General features: G+C 60.2%; 15 protein-coding genes. 6 read left to right on the plus strand and 9 right to left on the minus strand.

Annotated features, from left to right (window positions below; genetic code table 11):
• Window positions 1-14: 14 nt before the first annotated feature.
• The 3 genes from LIS66_RS26090 to glnK all read right to left on the minus strand — a co-directional run bounded on the left by LIS66_RS26090 (window position 15) and on the right by glnK (window position 2,368).
• Window positions 15-440 (minus strand): secondary thiamine-phosphate synthase enzyme YjbQ, encoded by a 426-nt coding sequence (locus LIS66_RS26090; RefSeq protein WP_042607117.1) that lies wholly within the window; start codon window positions 438-440, stop codon window positions 15-17.
• Window positions 441-654: 214 nt separating this feature from the next.
• Window positions 655-1,992 carry an ammonium transporter gene (locus LIS66_RS26095; protein WP_041476939.1) on the minus strand — a complete coding sequence of 446 codons (1,338 nt, stop codon included), beginning with the start codon at window positions 1,990-1,992 and terminating at the stop codon, window positions 655-657.
• 37 nt (window positions 1,993-2,029) lie between these two features.
• Entirely contained in the window at window positions 2,030-2,368 is a 339-nt protein-coding gene (gene glnK, locus LIS66_RS26100) for a P-II family nitrogen regulator (RefSeq protein ID WP_002555808.1), read from the minus strand.
• 394 nt (window positions 2,369-2,762) lie between these two features.
• On the opposite strand from glnK, the gene LIS66_RS26105 reads away from it, so the two are divergent.
• Entirely contained in the window at window positions 2,763-3,023 is a 261-nt protein-coding gene (locus tag LIS66_RS26105; protein WP_007920416.1) for an accessory factor UbiK family protein, read from the plus strand.
• A 252-nt stretch (window positions 3,024-3,275) separates the two neighbouring features.
• Here the strand turns inward: LIS66_RS26105 and LIS66_RS27775 are convergent, their stop codons facing one another.
• Entirely contained in the window at window positions 3,276-3,473 is a 198-nt protein-coding gene (locus tag LIS66_RS27775) for a helix-turn-helix transcriptional regulator (protein ID WP_265583205.1), read from the minus strand.
• Between the two features lie 276 nt (window positions 3,474-3,749).
• Between LIS66_RS27775 and LIS66_RS26115 the strand changes: the two genes are divergently transcribed.
• Together LIS66_RS26115 and LIS66_RS26120 are read left to right on the plus strand one after the other, a co-directional pair.
• Window positions 3,750-3,947 (plus strand): hypothetical protein, encoded by a 198-nt coding sequence (locus LIS66_RS26115; RefSeq protein WP_042607119.1) that lies wholly within the window; start codon window positions 3,750-3,752, stop codon window positions 3,945-3,947.
• Window positions 3,948-4,094: 147 nt separating this feature from the next.
• The gene (locus tag LIS66_RS26120) at window positions 4,095-5,588 is read left to right on the plus strand and encodes a YifB family Mg chelatase-like AAA ATPase (RefSeq protein WP_042607120.1); all 1,494 of its coding nucleotides are present in this window, start codon (window positions 4,095-4,097) and stop codon (window positions 5,586-5,588) included.
• Here the strand turns inward: LIS66_RS26120 and LIS66_RS26125 are convergent.
• From LIS66_RS26125 to LIS66_RS26135, 3 genes are all read right to left on the minus strand, one after another.
• Window positions 5,585-6,799, minus strand: coding sequence for an aldose 1-epimerase family protein (locus LIS66_RS26125; RefSeq protein ID WP_065616356.1), 1,215 nt, complete (start codon window positions 6,797-6,799; stop codon window positions 5,585-5,587). The genes LIS66_RS26120 and LIS66_RS26125 overlap by 4 nt on opposite strands.
• Before the next feature lie 195 nt (window positions 6,800-6,994).
• A complete protein-coding gene (locus tag LIS66_RS26130) occupies window positions 6,995-8,971 on the minus strand; it encodes a methyl-accepting chemotaxis protein (protein WP_042607122.1) in 1,977 nt (658 codons plus the stop codon).
• Window positions 8,972-9,158: 187 nt separating this feature from the next.
• Window positions 9,159-10,079, minus strand: coding sequence for a LysR substrate-binding domain-containing protein (locus LIS66_RS26135; protein ID WP_042607123.1), 921 nt, complete (start codon window positions 10,077-10,079; stop codon window positions 9,159-9,161).
• 159 nt (window positions 10,080-10,238) lie between these two features.
• Between LIS66_RS26135 and LIS66_RS26140 the strand changes: the two genes are divergently transcribed.
• Window positions 10,239-11,633 (plus strand): NorM family multidrug efflux MATE transporter, encoded by a 1,395-nt coding sequence (locus LIS66_RS26140; RefSeq protein WP_042607144.1) that lies wholly within the window; start codon window positions 10,239-10,241, stop codon window positions 11,631-11,633.
• A gap of 108 nt (window positions 11,634-11,741) precedes the next feature.
• Here the strand turns inward: LIS66_RS26140 and LIS66_RS26145 are convergent, their stop codons facing one another.
• Window positions 11,742-13,415, minus strand: a complete 1,674-nt coding sequence (locus LIS66_RS26145; protein WP_042607124.1) for a putative bifunctional diguanylate cyclase/phosphodiesterase — start codon at window positions 13,413-13,415, stop codon at window positions 11,742-11,744.
• Window positions 13,416-13,687: 272 nt separating this feature from the next.
• Between LIS66_RS26145 and rep the strand changes: the two genes are divergently transcribed.
• Both rep and LIS66_RS26155 read left to right on the plus strand, forming a co-directional pair.
• Window positions 13,688-15,697: a DNA helicase Rep gene (gene rep, locus LIS66_RS26150; protein WP_016772574.1), complete on the plus strand. Its 2,010-nt coding sequence runs from the start codon at window positions 13,688-13,690 to the stop codon at window positions 15,695-15,697.
• Between the two features lie 57 nt (window positions 15,698-15,754).
• On the plus strand, window positions 15,755-16,327 hold the full coding sequence (locus LIS66_RS26155; protein WP_042607125.1) for a xanthine phosphoribosyltransferase: 573 nt from the start codon (window positions 15,755-15,757) through the stop codon (window positions 16,325-16,327).
• Window positions 16,328-16,458: 131 nt separating this feature from the next.
• Here LIS66_RS26155 and LIS66_RS26160 read toward each other — a convergent pair whose 3' ends face one another.
• Window positions 16,459-18,381: an acetyl-CoA hydrolase/transferase C-terminal domain-containing protein gene (locus LIS66_RS26160; RefSeq protein ID WP_227973298.1), complete on the minus strand. Its 1,923-nt coding sequence runs from the start codon at window positions 18,379-18,381 to the stop codon at window positions 16,459-16,461.
• Between the last annotated feature and the right edge of the window lie 547 nt (window positions 18,382-18,928).

Below are 18,928 nucleotides of genomic sequence, written 5' to 3' on the forward strand. Positions count from 1 at the left end.
TGCCGGGCAGCGGCTCATGCCTGCTCACCGTGCAAGGTGGCGAGGACTTTACGGGCACCGCCATGATCACGGTGCTCGCCCAGATAAATGCCCTGCCAGGTACCCAGTGCAAGGCGCCCTGCCGCAACCGGCAGACTGACCTGGCAACCCAGCACGCTGGCCTTGAAGTGCGCCGGGAGATCATCCGGGCCTTCGTCGTTGTGCTCGAAGCCGTCTGTTCCTTGTGGGATCAGGCGATTGAAAAATCGTTCGAAGTCGCGGCGGACTGCCGGATCGGCGTTCTCGTTGATGGTCAACGACGCCGACGTGTGCTGCAGCCACAAATGCAACAGACCGACCCGACAGGTCTTGAGTTCAGGCAAGCCTGCGAGCAACTCGTCGGTTACCAGATGAAAGCCCCGGGGCCTTGCCCGCAGGGTTATCAGAGTCTGTTGCCACATACAGTTCTCCGCTCGTTCGGGGCGCATTCTAGCGTGCTCTGAAAAAAAACAAAGGCCCTAATATTCCTGCAGCGATGTAAGCGATTGCCCGCAGAAAAAGCCTCGTCGTAAAGACGACCAAAGCCGTAAGAAAAATCCTTTCAGCTGCTCCTTGAATGACAAATCCCGGACAAAAAAATGCCCGGCGAACCGGGCAATTTTTTATCGCGCGTACTTACAGGTTGTAGCCACGTTCGTTGTGTTGTGCCAGATCGAGGCCGACCGACTCTTCTTCCTCGGTAACACGCAGACCCATGACGGCATCCAGCACCTTGAGGATGATGAAGGTGACGATCGCGGTGTAGATCACGGTGAAGCCGACGCCCTTGATCTGAATCCAGACCTGCGCGCCAATGTCAGTCACGGTGCCGAAGCCGCCCAGTGCCGGTGCTGCGAAAACGCCGGTGAGGATCGCGCCGAGGATACCGCCGATACCATGCACGCCGAAGGCATCCAGGGAATCGTCATAGCCGAGTTTGCGTTTCAGGGTGGTGGCGCAGAAGAAGCACACCACGCCTGCGGCCAGACCGATCACCAGTGCACCCATCGGGCCCACGGTGCCAGCCGCCGGTGTAATCGCAACCAGACCGGCGACCACACCCGAGGCGATGCCCAGGGCGCTTGGCTTGCCGTGGGTGACCCACTCGGCAAACATCCAGCCCAGTGCCGCAGCAGCGGTGGCAATCTGGGTAACCAGCATCGCCATGCCGGCAGTGCCGTTGGCGGCTGCAGCGGAACCGGCGTTGAAGCCGAACCAGCCGACCCACAGCATCGCCGCGCCCATCAGCGTGTAACCGAGGTTATGCGGAGCCATCGGGGTGGTCGGGAAACCTTTGCGCTTGCCCAGTACCAGGCACGCTACCAGACCGGCGATACCGGCGTTGATGTGCACCACGGTGCCGCCAGCGAAGTCGAGTACGCCCCAGTCCCACATCAGGCCGCCGTTACCGGACCAGACCATGTGCGCGATCGGTGCATAAACCAGAGTGAACCAGATGCCCATGAAGATCAGCATCGCGGAGAACTTCATGCGCTCGGCGAACGCACCGACGATCAGCGCCGGGGTGATGATCGCGAAGGTCATCTGGAAGGTGATGAACACCGCCTCAGGGAACAGCGCCGCCGGGCCGGTGATGCTCGAAGGCGTGACACCGGCGAGGAACGCCTTGCCCATGCCGCCGAAGAACGAATTGAAGTTGACGACGCCCTGCTCCATGCCGGTGGTGTCGAAGGCAATGCTGTAGCCATAAATGACCCACAGGATGCTGATCAGACCGGTAATGGCGAAGCACTGCATCAGCACGGAAAGAATGTTTTTCGAGCGAACCATGCCGCCGTAGAACAGCGCCAGGCCGGGAATGGTCATGAACAGCACGAGGGCTGTGGAGGTGAGCATCCAGGCGGTGTCGCCGGAATTGAGGACTGGCGCTGCCACTTCGTCTGCCGCCATGGCGATGCCGGGCATTACGATGGACAACAGGGCGCCTAGCCCTGCGAATTTACGCAGAGTCATATTGTTTTCTCCTGGGGCGTTGGGTTTGTGGCGGCGCTTAGATCGCGTCGGTATCGGTTTCGCCGGTACGGATGCGGATCGCCTGTTCCAGATTGACCACGAAGATCTTGCCGTCACCGATCTTGCCGGTGTTGGCCGCCTTGGTTATCGCCTCGATAACCCGATCCAGATCCTTGTCGTCGATGGCCACGTCGATTTTCACCTTGGGCAGAAAATCGACCACATATTCCGCGCCGCGATACAGCTCGGTGTGACCCTTCTGCCGGCCGAAGCCTTTGACTTCAGTGACGGTAATGCCCTGCACGCCGATTTCGGACAGCGACTCGCGCACGTCGTCCAACTTGAACGGCTTGATGATGGCAGTGACTAGCTTCATGAAACTCTCTCCCGAATTGGTGGACTTGCCCCAGGAAAACAAACCCGTCTCAAGTCTAAGCGCAGTGCCTGGCTTTGTAACGCATCGTTGACGCCAGCTAACCGCATCAGACGAAACTCCCCGCTTCGTCTGCCGCACTGCATTCGTCACAGCGACTGCATCAGTGCATGGGTCGAGGGTGACTAAGCAGAAACCTTGCCAGCTCGGCAAAAGCGCGGCATTTCAACCGTTTGGCCTCGGTTGCGCGCACTCGCGCAGAAAAGCGTTTACCGATACGCACAACAACGGTGCGCCACCGTCCGTCCCCCTGCGCGAAAAGCGTGCATCCGAGCAACGGGATTGACTATAGACACTGCGTGATACACTGCCGGCCATTGTTTCCAGGACATTCCCCATGCTCGCGCCCAAAGACTTCCTCGACGCCCTGAGCGGCACCGCCTCCCGCCTGTTCAGCGGCGACACGCCACTGCCGAAAGCCGAAATCGAAAGCCAGTTCAAAATGCTGCTGCAGAGTGCCTTCAGCAAACTCGACCTGGTCAGCCGTGAAGAGTTTGATAGCCAGATGGTTGTGTTGGCGCGTACCCGTGCCCGCCTCGAAAGCCTCGAAGCCAAGGTTGCCGAGATGGAAGCCAAGCTGACACCGCCCGCTGAATAATCCGCGCCCCCTGTAGGAGCTGCCGAAGGCTGCGATCTTTTGATCTCCAGCCCTTCAACCATCCCGGCAACGTCCTACAACCTGCACCACCGCCGTCCGATTGCGTCGAAAAGCCCAGGTTTCAACTAGATCGAAAACGCCCAGCCGTGGATACGGTCACACGATGCGCCGCAGATGATGGTGGAGCGGGAACAGACCAAGCGCCCAATGACGGGGCCTTGGTGGAAAAGGGCTTCGCGGATGCTGCAATCGCTATAAGCCCGCATGCCTGAGCTGGGCCCTGCGCAAATCGTAAGTCGAGTGAAGATTCATCGAGAACTCAGGCGTAGTGTTGAGATGAATGGCAAGGCTGATTGCCAGATCGGCGCAGATCCTGAGTTGGCATTTCACAAGCTTTTCGATCTCACTTTCGGGCCATTTCGTGGGCATGGCCAGCTCCATGACGGTCATGCCCAACGGCTCCATGAATTCCTTATTCAGAACCTCGCCCGATGAGTCGGGCGCATACCACTGCGGTCCATTGTTCGCCTCCAGAGGCTGCGTTGAGTGGCCAAACTGGAGCATCCGCCCCCCGGATACAAGACCTTCACACCCCCTTCGCCGGCGTCCTACAACTAAAAGGGCACGGCCCTACAAAAATCAGCGTCTGCGCCTGATTACGTGACCTTTCCTCCTTGTACTACGGTGACCAGCGAAGCATCTGTCACCCCAAAAATCGAGGTCTCAATGAAAGACAAAAAGAGAAGGGAAAAGCTGCTGGAGATTGTTGGATATCACAATGAAGCACTTCGGTTAGCCGGAGGTATTTCAGCCAAACAGCGTCGGTTTATTGAGGTAGCGGCCAACTACGGTAAAGAACTTGAACCGGATGGTTGGCTGGCCGGGGGAGGAAGCCAGGTAAAAAACCCCAAAGCAAAAAACTAATGTGGCGCCTCCACTGAACTCGGCAAGGGCACCTTGGCAACATCCAGTGAAGGTTTAGCCTCGCGTCCGTGCCACCTGCATTCGTTCTCCCAACTACCCTTAAAAAACCCGCAGGAAGCGGACCCCGATTCAGCTCAAGGAACGACCATGTCCCTCTCCATCGTCCACAGTCGCGCCCAGATTGGCGTGGATGCTCCCGCCGTCACTGTCGAAGTTCATCTGGCAAACGGTCTGCCCTCCCTGACCATGGTCGGACTGCCCGAGGCGGCGGTGAAGGAGAGCAAGGATCGGGTACGCAGCGCGATCATCAACTCCGGGTTGCAGTTTCCGGCGCGGCGGATCACTTTGAATCTGGCGCCGGCGGATCTGCCCAAGGATGGCGGGCGCTTCGATCTGGCGATTGCCTTGGGGATCCTGTCGGCCAGTGTGCAAGTGCCGTGTCTGACGCTGGACGATGTCGAATGTCTGGGTGAGTTGGCATTGTCCGGTGCGGTGCGGCCGGTGCGTGGCGTGCTGCCAGCGGCATTGGCGGCGCGCAAGGCCGGGCGGGCGCTGGTGGTGCCGCGGGCGAATGCGGAAGAGGCGTGTTTGGCCTCGGGGCTGAAGGTGTTTGCGGTCGATCACTTGCTGGAAGCGGTGGCCCACTTCAATGGGCATACGCCGGTCGAACCTTACGTTTCCGACGGATTGATGCATGCCGCCAAGCCCTATCCCGACCTTAACGAGGTGCAAGGGCAAACAGCCGCCAAACGTGCGCTGCTTATTGCCGCCGCGGGGGCGCACAATTTGTTGTTCAGCGGGCCTCCAGGAACCGGCAAGACGCTGCTGGCCAGTCGTCTGCCGGGATTGCTGCCGCCGCTTTCCGAGTGCGAAGCGCTGGAAGTGGCAGCGATTCAATCGGTCGCCAGCGGTGTGCCTCTGACTCACTGGCCGCAGCGCCCCTTTCGCCAACCGCACCACTCCGCTTCCGGGCCGGCACTGGTCGGTGGCAGTTCAAAACCGCAACCTGGTGAAATCACCCTGGCCCATCACGGCGTGCTGTTTCTCGATGAATTGCCGGAGTTTGATCGCAAGGTTCTCGAGGTGCTCCGCGAGCCCTTGGAGTCCGGGCATATCGTCATCGCTCGGGCCAAGGATCGCGTGCGTTTCCCGGCGCGCTTTCAGCTGGTGGCAGCGATGAATCCGTGTCCCTGTGGATATCTTGGCGAACCGAGCGGCAAATGCTCGTGCACACCGGACATGGTGCAGCGCTATCGCAACAAATTGTCGGGGCCGCTGCTGGATCGTATCGATCTGCACCTGACCGTGGCGCGTGAAGCAACAGCATTGAATCCGGCAGCCAAGCCCGGGGAGGACAGCGCCAGCGCTGCGGCGTTGGTGGCCGAAGCGCGGGAGCGCCAGCAAAAACGCCAAGGCTGCGCCAATGCGTTTCTCGATCTGCCGGGGTTGAAGCGTCACTGCAAGTTATCCACAGCCGATGAGAGATGGCTGGAAGGGGCCTGCGAGCGACTGATCCTGTCGCTGCGCTCGGCGCATCGCCTGCTCAAGGTCGCGCGCACACTGGCGGATCTTGAGCAGGCCGATGCGATTACCCGCGAGCATCTGGCGGAGGCACTGCAATACCGGCCGGCGACACCTTAATGCTCAGTCAGATCAACCAGCGGTGTCTGGCGCACTTCGGTGTCGCGCCCGGCCTGAATATCGGTCACACGCTTCAGGGCGTTATCCACCGCAGCTTTATCGGCCAGCAGGCTGTAGCTGATCTGGAACTGTTTGTGTTCTTTCGGCGCAATGGTCGGCACCAGATTCAACGGCCGCTGATAGCGACGGTTATAGGAAAAACTCGTCCCAGGCTCCAGCCCGGTGACGTAGCCCTGCCCTTGGGTGTCGGTGTTTTTCCACAGCGAGAACACTGGCAACTGCTGGGTATTGAAGCCAACCGCCACGCCGAGGCTACCGGCCTTGTTGTGCAGCACGGTCAGGGTATCGCCCTTCGCGTCCGCATATGGCACAACGTTGTAGACCGTTTCGTCGTAGTCCCTGGTCGGTGCGCGGTACGTCTGCCAGTCGGGCAGATCACCCTTGGCCTTGTCGTTGAACGGCGATACCTGCTTCACCGGCGCAGCAAACTTCGCGCCCTGCTCAAGAAACGGCGTACTGAAATTGCTGTGATACAGCGCCTGATATTCCTTCGCATAGTCGCCGTTATTGGTCAGGGTATCGTTGAGGACGAAGCTTGCGCTGCCCGGTTCGGTGACCAGTTCGGTTGCTACCGAGAAATCGACTTTCTTGAATGCCTGCTCTTTCAGCTCGCCACGCAGCGTGATGGCATACGGCGGTTTTTCATCGATGTGCAGAGTGACGGTGCTGGCCGGGATATTGGCGGCGCGACCATGCAGGGTCAGCAGTTCGCCGTTGTCCATGCCGGGATGGCCTACCCACTCGTAACCGCAACGGGTGACCAGTTCATTGAAGCCTTCCAGCCAGCCCAGGCCACCGCGACCGTTGAGCTCGATGAACGCCGGGTTGACCACGTCCTTGACCGGCGAATCCCAGCCCATGCGCACGTCGCCCACCGAGGCTTGCAACACGTTCATGCCACGGGTCGGCACCACCGAAAGCTTCATCGTGCCGTTATCGATATCGACGATGCTGACGCCCTCCTGACGACCGCCGTGCAGGGTGCGCAGGGTCACGGAAAACGGCTTGGTGGTTTTTACACCGAGCTGTTCACTGGTGATCGTCCAGTTTTTTGCCGGGGTGTTGGCGTCGAGCAGGACATAGTCCCAGGCCATGGCGTGGGAAGCGGCAGAGAATGCGCCGAGAGCGACGAGGAGTTTGAGCGGAGTCATGGCAGCAGCCTTTATTGGAGTTGTGCCATTTTTATAGCGCTGCGGAAACGTTTCAGCAAGTGCAAAGAAGCTGTTGGAGAAAAGCATTCGCGAGCAGGCTCGCTCCCACAGGGACATCGGGCTTTCACAACATTTGTGAGTCACACCGAAAACTGTGGGAGCGAGCCTGCTCGCGATGGCAATTTCAAAGACACATCAACGGAAGCGATCAACCTCGGATCGCAGATCCGCCGCCAGTTTCTCCAGCTCTTTAGCGGTGATGGCCAGGTTGGAAACCACCTCACGCTGCTCACTGTTGGCCATGGCAATGCTCTGCAGATTGCTGCTCAGCAACGTCGCGGTGCTGCTTTGCTCCTGAGTGGCGGTGGTGATAGCAGCAAACTGCTGGCCTGCCGAACGGCTCTGCTCATCGATCCGTGCCAGTGCCGAAGCGACATTGGCGTTACGCGACAGGCCTTCCTGCATCAGCACATTGCCCTGCTCCATGGTGCTGATCGCGTTGCCGGTCTCCTGCTGGATGCTGTGAATCATGCTGGAGATTTCGTCGGTGGCCTGACGGGTACGCGAGGCGAGGCTGCGCACTTCGTCCGCCACCACGGCAAAACCGCGGCCCTGTTCACCGGCACGGGCGGCTTCGATCGCAGCGTTGAGCGCCAACAGGTTGGTCTGCTCGGCGATCGAAGTGATCACGCCAACAATGCCGCCGATTTCCTGGGAGCGCTGGCCGAGGGTGTTGATCACCGTGGCGGTGCTGTTCAGCGCACCGGCAATCTGCTCCAGCGACGACGACGCTTCTTCCATCGAGCTGCGACCAATCTGTGTTTGCTGGGCGTTTTCCTGTGCCAGGCGCTGAGTCGCGCCCATGTTGTCAGCGATGTTCAGCGACGTCGCACTGAACTCTTCCACCGCGCCGGCCATGCTGGTGATTTCGCCCGACTGCTGCTCCATGCCTTCATAAGCACCACCGGACAAACCGGACAATGCCTGCGCGCGACTGTTGACCTCTTCCGAGGCGCGGCGGATGTGCTCGACCATGGTCGACAGCGCCTGGCTCATCTGGTTGAACGCGCGGGACAGCTGACCGATTTCGTCGTGGCTCGATACGTTCAGACGCACGCTCAGATCACCGGCACCCAAGGCCTCGGCCTGACGCACCAGATCGCCCAGTGGCGCAAGCTTGCTGCGCAACAGCCAGACCACGGAACCGACCGCGAGCAACATCGCCAGCAGGCTGCCGATCGCCAGTTGCGTACCGACGCTCCAGGTCACCGCGCGGATCTCGGCTTTCGGCATGCTCGCGACCACCGACCACGGGCCACCTTCAAACGGCACGGCGATGCTGTAGAAGTCTTCTCCCTTGTCGCTCCAGAACTCGCCCTTGCCCGGGGTTTTCACCAGGTTATTGATGGTCGGCACGGCTTGATCCAGCGCTTCTACGCCGGCAATCGGCACCAGCCATTTGTTCTGCTCGTCGAGCAGGGCCAGCGAGCCGGTCTGGCCGATGCGGAAGCGCTTGAGATTGGCGAACTGCGCGTTCTGCGCGTCGGTGTAGTCGAAGCCGACGTACAGCACGGCGATGATCTTGCCGCCCGCGTCGCGCACCGGGGTGTACTGCGACATGTAGTAGCGCTCGAACAACAGCGAGCGGCCGACATAACTCTGCCCTGCCATCAACTTTGCGTAGGCCGGGTTGGCATGATCGAGCACGGTGCCGATGGCACGGGTGCCGTCCTGCTTGCTGACGTTGGTGCTGACGCGAATGAAGTCTTCGCCGCTGCGCACGAATACCGTGGCCACGCCGGCGGTCATCTGCTTGAACTCGTCAACTTCCTTGAAGTTGTTGTTCAGCACCTCGTTGCCCAGGTGCAGGCCCGGGGTCTGCACGCCGGCCACGGTCACTGGCTGATCGGGGTGCACACTCAGGCCACTGCCGAAGCGTTTTTCGAACAGACCGCTCAAGCGCAGGGTGCTTTCGCGCAGCGTACCGTGGAAGGTACTCAGTTGATCGGCCAGCAGCCGGGCCTCACTGGCCAGATGCTCTTCACGGGTGGCGAGGTTGGCGGAATCCAGCGAACGCAAGGCGAACACCGTACTGCCGCTGATGACTATCGCCAGTATTACAGCGAGGGCAAGGCCCAACTGCGAGGCGATCCGAGCACGAGGTTGAGACATGAACAGCTCCTGGCCGAGCCACCGAATCCTCCTTGATCGCGGTAATTGCCCGGAAAATATTCTAATAATGGGGGTAGCGCGAAACCGGCACGACGGTTCCACATGCTCGTAGTCGGCGGTAAAACCGAATACTTGAGCGCATTGCGTGGGTATGGCGCAGTGGTGGCATTGTGCCGGCTCGAACGTTTCAGCTCAAGCGTGTCACTGCCGGGAGTTGCATGGCGCGGACTTCGCTCTGAAGAAAGTCGCTGAGGCGGCGCAAACGTTCACCTCCCGGGCGGGTTCTTGGCCACACCAGGTAATAATCAAGACCACTGGCAACCGCTGTCGGCCACGGCAGACTCAAGCGCCCTTGCGCGACGTCTTCGGCAACCATCAGCAAATCACCCATGGACACACCGTAGCCGCGCGCCGCCGCGATCATGCCCAGTTCGAGGGTGTCGAACACCTGACCGCCCTTGAGCGAGACCTGATCGGATAACCCCATGCGCTCCAGCCAACTGCGCCAGTCTCGGCGATCCGGGGTCGGATGCAACAGTTCGGCGCTGCCCAGGCGCGCCACGTCCCAGGGCTGATCATTGAGAAGGTTCGGCGCGCCAACCGGGATCAATTCTTCGGGAAACAGCAGGCTCGCCTCCCAGTCCGGCGGGAAATGCCCGTCGCTGAGCAACACGGCGCAATCGAACGGCTCATTGTTGAAATCCACCGAATCAATGTCCATCCACGCGCTCGTCAGTTGCACCTCATTGCCCGGCTGCAAGTGGCGGAAGCGGCTCAGCCGCGCCAGCAACCAACGCATGGTCAGGGTTGAGGGTGCCTTCATGCGCAGGATGTCGTCCTCGGCGCGCAAGGTGTTGCAGGCGCGCTCGAGGGCGGCAAAGCCTTCGCGGATACCGGGCAACAGCAGCCGGGCCGATTCGGTCAGTTGCAAGTTGCGGCCGCTGCGATGAAACAGCCGGCAGGCGAAATGTTCTTCGAGGGTACGCATGTGCCGACTGACCGCGCTCTGGGTAATCGACAATTCTTCCGCCGCGCGGGTGAACGAGCTGTGTCGCGCTGCCGCTTCGAATGCACGCAGGGCATACAGGGGCGGAAGGCGTCGGGACATACACAAAGCTCCAGTAGCGGGATGCAGCCGGTTCGGCCGAGACGTTTCAGGATGAGTATTAATCATGCCACCCATCCTTTTTATCCCTTTGTGCAACGCATGCCAAGCGCCGAGAATCGACGCTCTTCTGTTCCCTTTGATATTTGGGTGGTGATGACCATGCGGCATCCTGTGCGTACCGAACTCTGGGCCATTCTGCGGCTGGCGGGGCCGCTGATTGCTTCGCAGTTGGCGCACATGCTGATGGTGCTGACCGACACCCTGATGATGGCGCGCTTGAGTCCAGAAGCGCTGGCCGGTGGCGGCCTCGGTGCGGCCAGCTATTCGTTCGTGTCGATTTTCTGCATCGGCGTGATTGCAGCGGTCGGCACACTGGTGGCGATCCGTCAGGGCGCCGGCGACATCATCGGTGCCGCGCGCCTGACACAGGCCGGACTGTGGCTGGCCTGGCTGATGGCGCTCGGCGCCGGGCTGCTGTTGTGGAACCTCAAACCCGTGTTGCTGCTGTTTGGCCAGACCGAAACCAACGTCAACGCCGCCGGGCAATTCCTCATCGCCCTGCCCTTCGCCTTGCCGGGTTATCTGAGCTTCATGGCCCTGCGCGGTTTCACCAGTGCGATTGGCCGGGCGACGCCAGTGATGGTGATCAGCCTCGCCGGCACGGTGGCCAATTTCCTGCTCAACTACGCGCTGATCACCGGCATGTTCGGCCTGCCGCACCTGGGTCTGACCGGCATCGGTCTGGTCACGGCGATTGTCGCCAACTGCATGGCACTGGCGCTGGCCTGGCACATTCGCCGGCATCCGGCCTATAACGCTTATCCGTTACGCGTCGGTCTGTCGCGGCCGAACCGGCAATACCTGAAAGAACTCTGGCGCCTGGGCCTGCCGATTGGCGGCACCTATGCGGTGGAGGTCGGGTTGTTCGCTTTCGCTGCACTGTGCATGGGCACCATGGGCAGCACGCAAATGGGCGCGCACCAAATCGCTCTGCAGATCGTTTCGGTGGCGTTCATGGTTCCGGCCGGGATGTCCTATGCCATCACCATGCGCGTCGGCCAGCACTATGGCGCCGGGCAACTGGTTGATGCGCGGATGTCCGGCCGTGTCGGCATTGCCTTCGGCGCGGTAGTGATGCTCGGCTTTGCCCTGGTGTTCTGGCTGTGGCCGAACCAGTTGGTCGGCCTGTTCCTCGACCATAACGACCCGGCGTTTGCCGAGGTGATCCGTCTGGCGGTGAGCCTGCTGGCAGTAGCGGCGTGGTTCGAGTTGTTCGACGGCACGCAGACGATTGCCATGGGCTGTATCCGCGGGCTCAAGGATGCCAAGACCACATTCCTGGTCGGCCTGGCTTGCTATTGGCTGATCGGCGCGCCGGCGGCGTGGTGGATGGCTTTCCACCTCAATTGGGGGCCGACCGGTGTCTGGTGGGGACTGGCGCTGGGGTTGGCGTGCGCGGCAGTGAGCCTGACGCTGGGGTTTGAATGGAAGATGCAGCGGATGATTCGGCGCGAGCCGCAAGCTCAAGGTTTTAACATCCCCCAGGCCGAATGAGGTCCTCTGTAGGAGTGAGCCTGCTCGCGATTACGGTATATCAGTCAATGCAAATGTTGACTGTTGAAAAGCTATCGCGAGCAGGCTCACTCCTACAGGGGGTGGTGATCAGCCGACGATTTCCAGAGCCGGCTGCTGGCTCGATCCCGACGTCAGGTATTCCACCAGCTCCTCCAGCGGCAACGGCCGGCTGATCAGATAACCCTGCACCTGATCGCAACCGAACCCGCGCAACAAGTCCAACTGCTCCGGCGTCTCGACCCCTTCCGCAACCACTTCCAGGTGCAGGTTGTGCGCGAGGTTGATCATCGCGTGCACCAGTTTGCGGTTCTCTTCGCGCTGTTCCATGCCGCCGACAAAACTCTTGTCGATCTTCAGCAAAGTGATCGGCAGGCTGTTGAGGTGCACGAACGAAGAAAAACCGGTGCCGAAATCGTCCAGCGAGAAGCGCACGCCGAGGCGGCCGAGCGCGTCCATGGTCTGCTTGACCAGATCGCTGCGCCGCATCACCGCGGTTTCGGTCAGTTCGAACTCCAGCCACTGTGCTTCCACGCCACGCTCGGCAATCAGACGACTGAGCGTCGGCAGCAACTGGCTGTCCTGAAACTGCCGGAACGACAGGTTGATCGCCATGTGCAGCGGCGGCAGACCCTGCTCGCGCAAAGCCTGCATATCCCGCAGTGCCCGGGCAATCACCCAGTAACCCAGCGGCACGATCAATCCGCTTTGTTCGGCCAGTGGCACGAATTCGCTCGGCGGCAGCAGACCGCGTTCCCCATGGCGCCAGCGCACCAGCGCTTCGAGGCCGACGATCTGGCCATCCTCAAGATTCAGGCGTGGCTGGTAATGCAGCTCCAGCTCGTCGCGGCGCAGGGCTCGGCGCAGTTCGCTTTCGAGGTCGGCCATGCTCCGCGCATTGCGGTTGATGCGCTCGTTGAAGATATGAAAGGTGCAGCCCTGCGTGCTCTTGGCCTGCTGCATGGCGATGTGTGCGTGCCACATCAATGGGTCGGCACCGCCGTTGGCGCGGGCGTGGGCGATGCCGAGGCTGGAGCCGATCAGCAGGCTCTCACCGTCGACCCAATAAGGTTCGGCCAATGCCTCGGTAATGCGCTCGGCCATCCACTCGGCGCGTTGCGGCGCGCGGCGGGTGTCGATCAGCAAAGCAAATTCATCACTGCCCAGCCGCGCCAGTTGATCACCGGCCTCCAACTGACTTTTCAGGCGCGCGACGACTTGCAGGATCAGACGATCGCCAGCCTGATGACCAAGAGCATCATTGGCATGGCGGAAGTTATCGAGATCGAGATGGCCAAGGGCGAGGCCGCGACCGTCGCCTTCGGCAAGACGTGCGGTGAGCAGGGTCTGGAAACCCTGGCGATTGGCGATGCCGGTCAGCGGATCCTGTTCGGCGAGGCGCTGCAGGGTGTTTTCCAGCACGCCGCGCTCGCGAACATGGCGCAGACAACGCTGGAGCATGCCAGCGTCGAGGGCGTCGAAGACCAGCCAGTCGCTGACCCCGACCGGCGCGGTGGCCGGTTCATGCTCCAGCAGCAGAACGGTCGGCAGGCTGCAGCGCCCGGGCGCCGGCTGCAATGCCGGCAGGGTCAGCAGCACCGCGTGGCGGTTGTCCTCGAACAGGCGGCTGACCGAATCCCAGTTCGGCGCGCTGATCAGCACCGCCGCGCTCCCCATCGGAGCCAGACACTCACGCAACAACGCTGTCCACGCTGGCTCTTCGGCCAGTAGCAGCAAACGCAAGGGTTCGACAGGCGTAGACAAGCTGACTCCCTAGACTCTGCAATGATGTAGGCGGGGCATTATGCCGGTGTGCTGAACAATGACCAATGCGTTGTCCGATGACAACGGCAGTGAAAGGTTATTTTGTGTCACGAATGAGAACATTAGCCGCAAAATCCCCGCGTATCCTGCGTGAAAGTAACAAAACCGGCAAATCTGAATCGCGTGTTGCGTCACAAGTCGGACAGAGCAGCACAAATCGCTGAGCCTGTTAAAATGCCGGCCCATTTCGTCAACGACTCCCGAATTTTCGTATGTCCCGACTCAATCCCCGGCAGCAAGAAGCCGTGAACTACGTCGGCGGCCCTCTATTGGTGCTCGCCGGTGCTGGCTCCGGCAAGACCAGCGTGATCACGCGCAAGATCGCGCACCTGATCCAGAACTGCGGCATCCGCGCCCAGTACATCGTCGCCATGACCTTTACCAACAAGGCCGCGCGCGAAATGAAAGAGCGCGTCGGCACCCTGTTGCGTGCCGGCGAAGGTCGCGGCCTGACCGTCTGCACCTTCCACAACCTGGGCCTGAACATCATCCGCAAGGAGCATGCGCGGCTGGGCTACAAACCCGGTTTCTCGATCTTCGACGAGACCGACGTCAAAGCCCTGATGACCGACATCATGCAGAAGGAATACGCAGGCGACGACGGCGTCGACGAGATCAAGAACATGATCGGCGCCTGGAAAAACGACCTGATCCTGCCTGCCCAGGCCCTGGAAAACGCGCGTAATCCCAAAGAGCAGACCGCCGCCATCGTCTACACCCACTATCAGCGCACGCTCAAGGCGTTCAACGCGGTGGACTTCGACGACCTGATCCTGCTGCCGGTAAAGCTTTTCGAAGAACACGCCGACATTCTCGAAAAGTGGCAGAACAAGGTGCGTTACCTGCTCGTCGACGAATACCAGGACACCAACGCCAGTCAGTATCTGTTGGTGAAGATGCTCATCGGCAAGCGCAACCAGTTCACCGTGGTGGGCGACGATGACCAGTCGATCTATGCCTGGCGTGGCGCGCGCCCGGAAAACCTGATGCTGCTCAAGGACGACTATCCGTCCTTGAAAGTGGTCATGCTCGAACAGAACTACCGCTCCACCAGCCGCATCCTGCGCTGCGCCAACGTGCTGATCTCCAACAACCCGCACGAATTCGAAAAACAGCTGTGGAGCGAGATGGGCCACGGCGACGAAATCCGCGTGATCCGCTGCCGCAACGAGGACGCCGAAGCCGAGCGCGTGGCCATGGAAATCCTCAGCCTGCATCTGCGCACGGACCGCCCGTACAGCGATTTCGCGATTCTGTATCGCGGTAACTATCAGGCCAAGCTGATCGAATTGAAGCTGCAACACCATCAGGTGCCGTATCGCCTGAGCGGCGGCAACAGCTTCTTCGGCCGTCAGGAAGTGAAGGACCTGATGGCCTACTTCCGCCTGATCGTAAATCCCGATGACGACAACGCCTTCCTGCGCGTGATCAACGTGCCGCGCCGCGAGATCGGTTCGACCACCCTGGAAAAACTCGGCAACTACGCCACCGAACGCAAAATCTCGATGTACGCCGCCACCGACGAAATTGGCCTGGGTGAACATCTCGACAGCCGCTTCACCGATCGCCTGGCGCGCTTCAAGCGCTTCATGGACAAGGTCCGCGAGCAGTGTGCTGGCGAGGATCCGATTTCGGCGCTGCGCAGCATGGTCATGGACATCGACTACGAGAACTGGCTGCGCACCAACAGCTCCAGCGACAAGGCTGCGGATTACCGCATGGGCAACGTCTGGTTCCTGATCGAGGCGTTGAAAAACACCCTCGAGAAAGACGAAGACGGCGAAATGACCGTCGAGGACGCCATCGGCAAACTGGTGCTGCGCGACATGCTCGAGCGCCAGCAGGAAGAGGAGGACGGCGCCGAAGGTGTGCAGATGATGACGCTGCACGCATCCAAAGGGCTGGAATTTCCCTACGTGTTCATCATGGGCATGGAAGAGGAAATCCTCCCGCACCGCTCCAGTATCGAAGCCGACACCATCGAAGAAGAACGTCGCCTGGCCTATGTGGGCATCACCCGTGCCCGCCAGACCCTGGCGTTCACCTTTGCCGCCAAGCGCAAGCAGTACGGCGAAATCATCGACTGCGCGCCGAGCCGCTTCCTGGATGAACTGCCGCCGGACGATCTGGCCTGGGAAGGCAACGACGACACCCCGACTGAAGTCAAAGCCGTGCGCGGAAATAGCGCATTGGCCGATATACGCGCGATGTTAAAGCGCTAGAATCGACTACTTTTTAATCTACCTTCGGCGCCCATCGCGCCAACAGAGGAAGCTGTTGTGGAAGCACTGCACAAAAAAATCCGCGAAGAAGGCATCGTGCTTTCCGATCAGGTCCTGAAAGTCGACGCCTTTCTGAACCACCAGATCGACCCGGCCCTGATGAAGCTGATCGGTGACGAATTCGCCGCGCTGTTCAAGGACTCGGGGATCACCAAGATCGTCACCATCGAAGCTTCGGGCATCGCCCCAGCGATCATGACTGGTCTGAACCTCGGCGTGCCGGTGATCTTCGCCCGCAAGCAACAGTCGCTGACCCTGACTGAAAACCTGCTCTCGGCGACCGTGTACTCGTTCACCAAAAAGACCGAAAGCACCGTGGCCATCTCCCCGCGCCACCTGACCAGCAGCGACCGCGTGCTGATCATCGACGACTTCCTCGCCAACGGTAAGGCCTCGCAAGCGCTGATCTCGATCATCAAACAGGCCGGCGCCACCGTTGCCGGTCTGGGCATCGTCATCGAGAAGTCGTTCCAGGGCGGCCGCGCCGAACTGGACTCGCAGGGCTACCGCGTCGAGTCGCTGGCCCGGGTGAAATCGCTGAAGGATGGCGTCGTTACCTTCATCGAGTAACCAGCAGCACCGAGTTACCCCTGTGGGAGCGAGCCTGCTCGCGAATGCATTGTGTCAGTCACCCTGTTGAGGGAATGACACACCGCTTTCGCGAGCAGGCTCGCTCCCACAGCGGCTTCTGGGGTGGGCAGTTATTGCGTGGTGGCTTTCAGACCAGTGAGGAGCAGGCGCTGGAAAAGGTCTTCCTTCAACCCCTCCGGATTCGTCAGCTGCATCCGCTCAAGATGCTCCGGGAACGTTGAGGCCTCCGGCGCATCCAGCGCTGCCTTGCCCAGTTCCAGAATCTCGCTCAGCTTGAACTTGCTCTTCAGCCAGTTCAGCGCGCGCAACAGATCCCGTTCGATCGCGGTGAAATCACAACCTAGCGGGTACTCCGGAAACAGGTTCGGGTGCCGCGCGGCAATCGCCTGCAAGCGTTGCGGTGTGTTGTCGGCAAACCGTGGATCGATGCGGAAATCCTTCGGCAGCTTGCCGACATTCTGCGCCTGTTCGATGAGCCCTGGCTGAAAACGTGAGTCGCTGATGTTGAGCAGCGCTTCGATCACCGCCGCGTCGGATTTGCCGCGCAGGTCGGCGATGCCGTACTCGGTGACGACGATGTCGCGCAGATGCCGCGGAATCGTGCAGTGGCCGTATTCCCAGACGATGTTGGAACTGACCTCGCCGGCGGACTCGCGCCAGCTGCGCAGAATCAGAATCGACCGCGCATCGTGCAACGCGTGTCCCTGCGCCACGAAGTTGTACTGCCCGCCGACCCCACTGAGCACCCGTCCGTCTTCCAATTGATCCGCGACACCCGCACCCAGCAACGTCATGTTGAACACGGTGTTGATGAAGCGCGCATCAAGGCGCTGCAGACGTTTGAGTTCTTCCTGCCCATACAGCTCGTTGATGTAGCTGATGCGGGTCATGTTGAATTCTAGCAACCTGCTTTGCGGCAACTCGCGCAGCCGTTCATAGAAGCTGCGCGGGCCGAGGAAGAAACCGCCGTGCACGCAGATGCCGTCAGGTTGTGCCGCTTCGTCGAGGGTGCCGGCGTTGGCCTGTTCCTGCGTCGGCACATCGGGATAGACCTTGCGCCGAATGATCCCGGCATCTGCCAGCACCAGCAGACCGTTGACGAACATCTCGCTGCAACCATAAAGGCCTTTGGCAAAGGGCGCGGTGCCGCCCTCGCGCTGGATCAATTGCGCCCATTGGCTGAGGTTGATGTCATCGAGTAACGCCTGATAGCCGGCGTTATCGGCCTGACGGGCAAGCAGCGCTGCGGTCAACGCGTCACCCATCGAACCGATACCAATCTGCAGCGTTCCGCCGTCGCGCACCAACGTACTGGCGTGCAAGCCAATGAAATGATCCTGGAAGCCCACCGGCATATTCGGCGTGGAAAACAGCGTGCTGCTGTCCTTCTCGTCGATCAGCAGATCGAAGGTGTCGATGTCGACTTCAGCATCGCCGGGCATGTACGGCAGATCCGTATGCACCTGGCCGACCAGCACAATGGTCTCCCCCGCCTCGCGGCGCTTGGCGATCATCGGTAACAGGTCAAGGGTGATGTCCGGGTTGCAACTCAGGCTCAGCCGATCGGGATGTTCGCTGTTGCTGGCGAGCAACTGCGCCACCAGGTTCAGGCCTGCTGCGTTGATGTCGCGGGCGGCATGACTGTAATTGCTGCTGACGTAATCCTGCTGCGCCGGCGCGCTGTTGAGCAGGCTGCCGGGCTGCATGAAGAACTGCTGGATACGGATGTTGGCGGGCAGGCTGTCGCGCTGCAGATCGGCGAGGAAATCGAACTCCGGATAATCACCGAACACCCGCTCGACGAAGGGCTCGATAAAGCGCTTCTGCAAGCCATCGCCCAGATTCGGCCGACCGAGGCACAGCGCGGTGTAGATCGTCAGCTGCCGCTCGGGCAGATCCTTGATGCGCCGGTACAGCGCGTTGACGAAGTGATTCGGCTTGCCCAGCCCCAGCGGCAGGCCCATGTGGATGTGCGCCGGCAAGCGCGCCAGTACGTCGTCCACCGCCTGTTCGATCGAACACAACTGCACCATCTGAAGCCTCCCGCCCGTTCCGTTGATAGGGGTAGACCGAGATTGAAGGGGAATTACTTCCGAGGGAAGGCGATTAAAAAGAAAAAACCGCAAATTTCTCGATAGGCCGAAGCTCAGGCCAGGTTGCGAATACCTACAAAAAATATTTAGCAATAACAATGAATTGTCCGCGCTCAATGAATCGCCTCACAAACTTATCAGTATTTTTCCTACATCGACCCGAATTTAATCACGCACTACTACAGGACGCGTCTGAATTGAAGTTATTTCCGTCCTCGTTAGGATTCATAACGTAACACGTCAAAAACTTATGCCATCAAGGCAAACACTAATTTACGTCAAGGCTCAACTATGGAAATCGACTTCTTAGCACTCCGTCGTGCCCGAGCACACGTTTTAAACTCAACGGCACCCATCTCAACTTTGGCAATTCAAGCGTTCAGTAACTTGAGCGCTGCAAGCAGCGGTTCGCGACCGTGTACCAGCTGCTGTTCACAGTGTTGGCAAGGATGCTGCTACGCGACCTACATGTAAATAAAATTTTGGC

It is taken from the genome of Pseudomonas sp. HN2 (genome assembly GCF_020736465.1).
In the GTDB taxonomy this organism is placed as follows: domain Bacteria; phylum Pseudomonadota; class Gammaproteobacteria; order Pseudomonadales; family Pseudomonadaceae; genus Aquipseudomonas; species Aquipseudomonas moraviensis_A.

Excerpts from the sequence above, each read along its gene's own strand:
- LIS66_RS26105 (WP_007920416.1), top strand. The coding sequence starts at position 2,763 with ATGCTCGCGCCCAAAGACTTCCTCGACGCCCTGAGCGGCACCGCCTCC.
- LIS66_RS26140 (WP_042607144.1), top strand. The coding sequence starts at position 10,239 with ATGCGGCATCCTGTGCGTACCGAACTCTGGGCCATTCTGCGGCTGGCG.
- LIS66_RS26095 (WP_041476939.1), bottom strand. The coding sequence starts at position 1,992 with ATGACTCTGCGTAAATTCGCAGGGCTAGGCGCCCTGTTGTCCATCGTA.
- LIS66_RS26160 (WP_227973298.1), bottom strand. The coding sequence starts at position 18,381 with ATGGTGCAGTTGTGTTCGATCGAACAGGCGGTGGACGACGTACTGGCG.
- glnK (WP_002555808.1), bottom strand. The coding sequence starts at position 2,368 with ATGAAGCTAGTCACTGCCATCATCAAGCCGTTCAAGTTGGACGACGTG.
- LIS66_RS26125 (WP_065616356.1), bottom strand. The coding sequence starts at position 6,799 with ATGACTCCGCTCAAACTCCTCGTCGCTCTCGGCGCATTCTCTGCCGCT.
- LIS66_RS27775 (WP_265583205.1), bottom strand. The coding sequence starts at position 3,473 with ATGACCGTCATGGAGCTGGCCATGCCCACGAAATGGCCCGAAAGTGAG.
- LIS66_RS26130 (WP_042607122.1), bottom strand. The coding sequence starts at position 8,971 with ATGTCTCAACCTCGTGCTCGGATCGCCTCGCAGTTGGGCCTTGCCCTC.
- LIS66_RS26120 (WP_042607120.1), top strand. The coding sequence starts at position 4,095 with ATGTCCCTCTCCATCGTCCACAGTCGCGCCCAGATTGGCGTGGATGCT.
- LIS66_RS26090 (WP_042607117.1), bottom strand. The coding sequence starts at position 440 with ATGTGGCAACAGACTCTGATAACCCTGCGGGCAAGGCCCCGGGGCTTT.
- LIS66_RS26115 (WP_042607119.1), top strand. The coding sequence starts at position 3,750 with ATGAAAGACAAAAAGAGAAGGGAAAAGCTGCTGGAGATTGTTGGATAT.
- LIS66_RS26135 (WP_042607123.1), bottom strand. The coding sequence starts at position 10,079 with ATGTCCCGACGCCTTCCGCCCCTGTATGCCCTGCGTGCATTCGAAGCG.
- rep (WP_016772574.1), top strand. The coding sequence starts at position 13,688 with ATGTCCCGACTCAATCCCCGGCAGCAAGAAGCCGTGAACTACGTCGGC.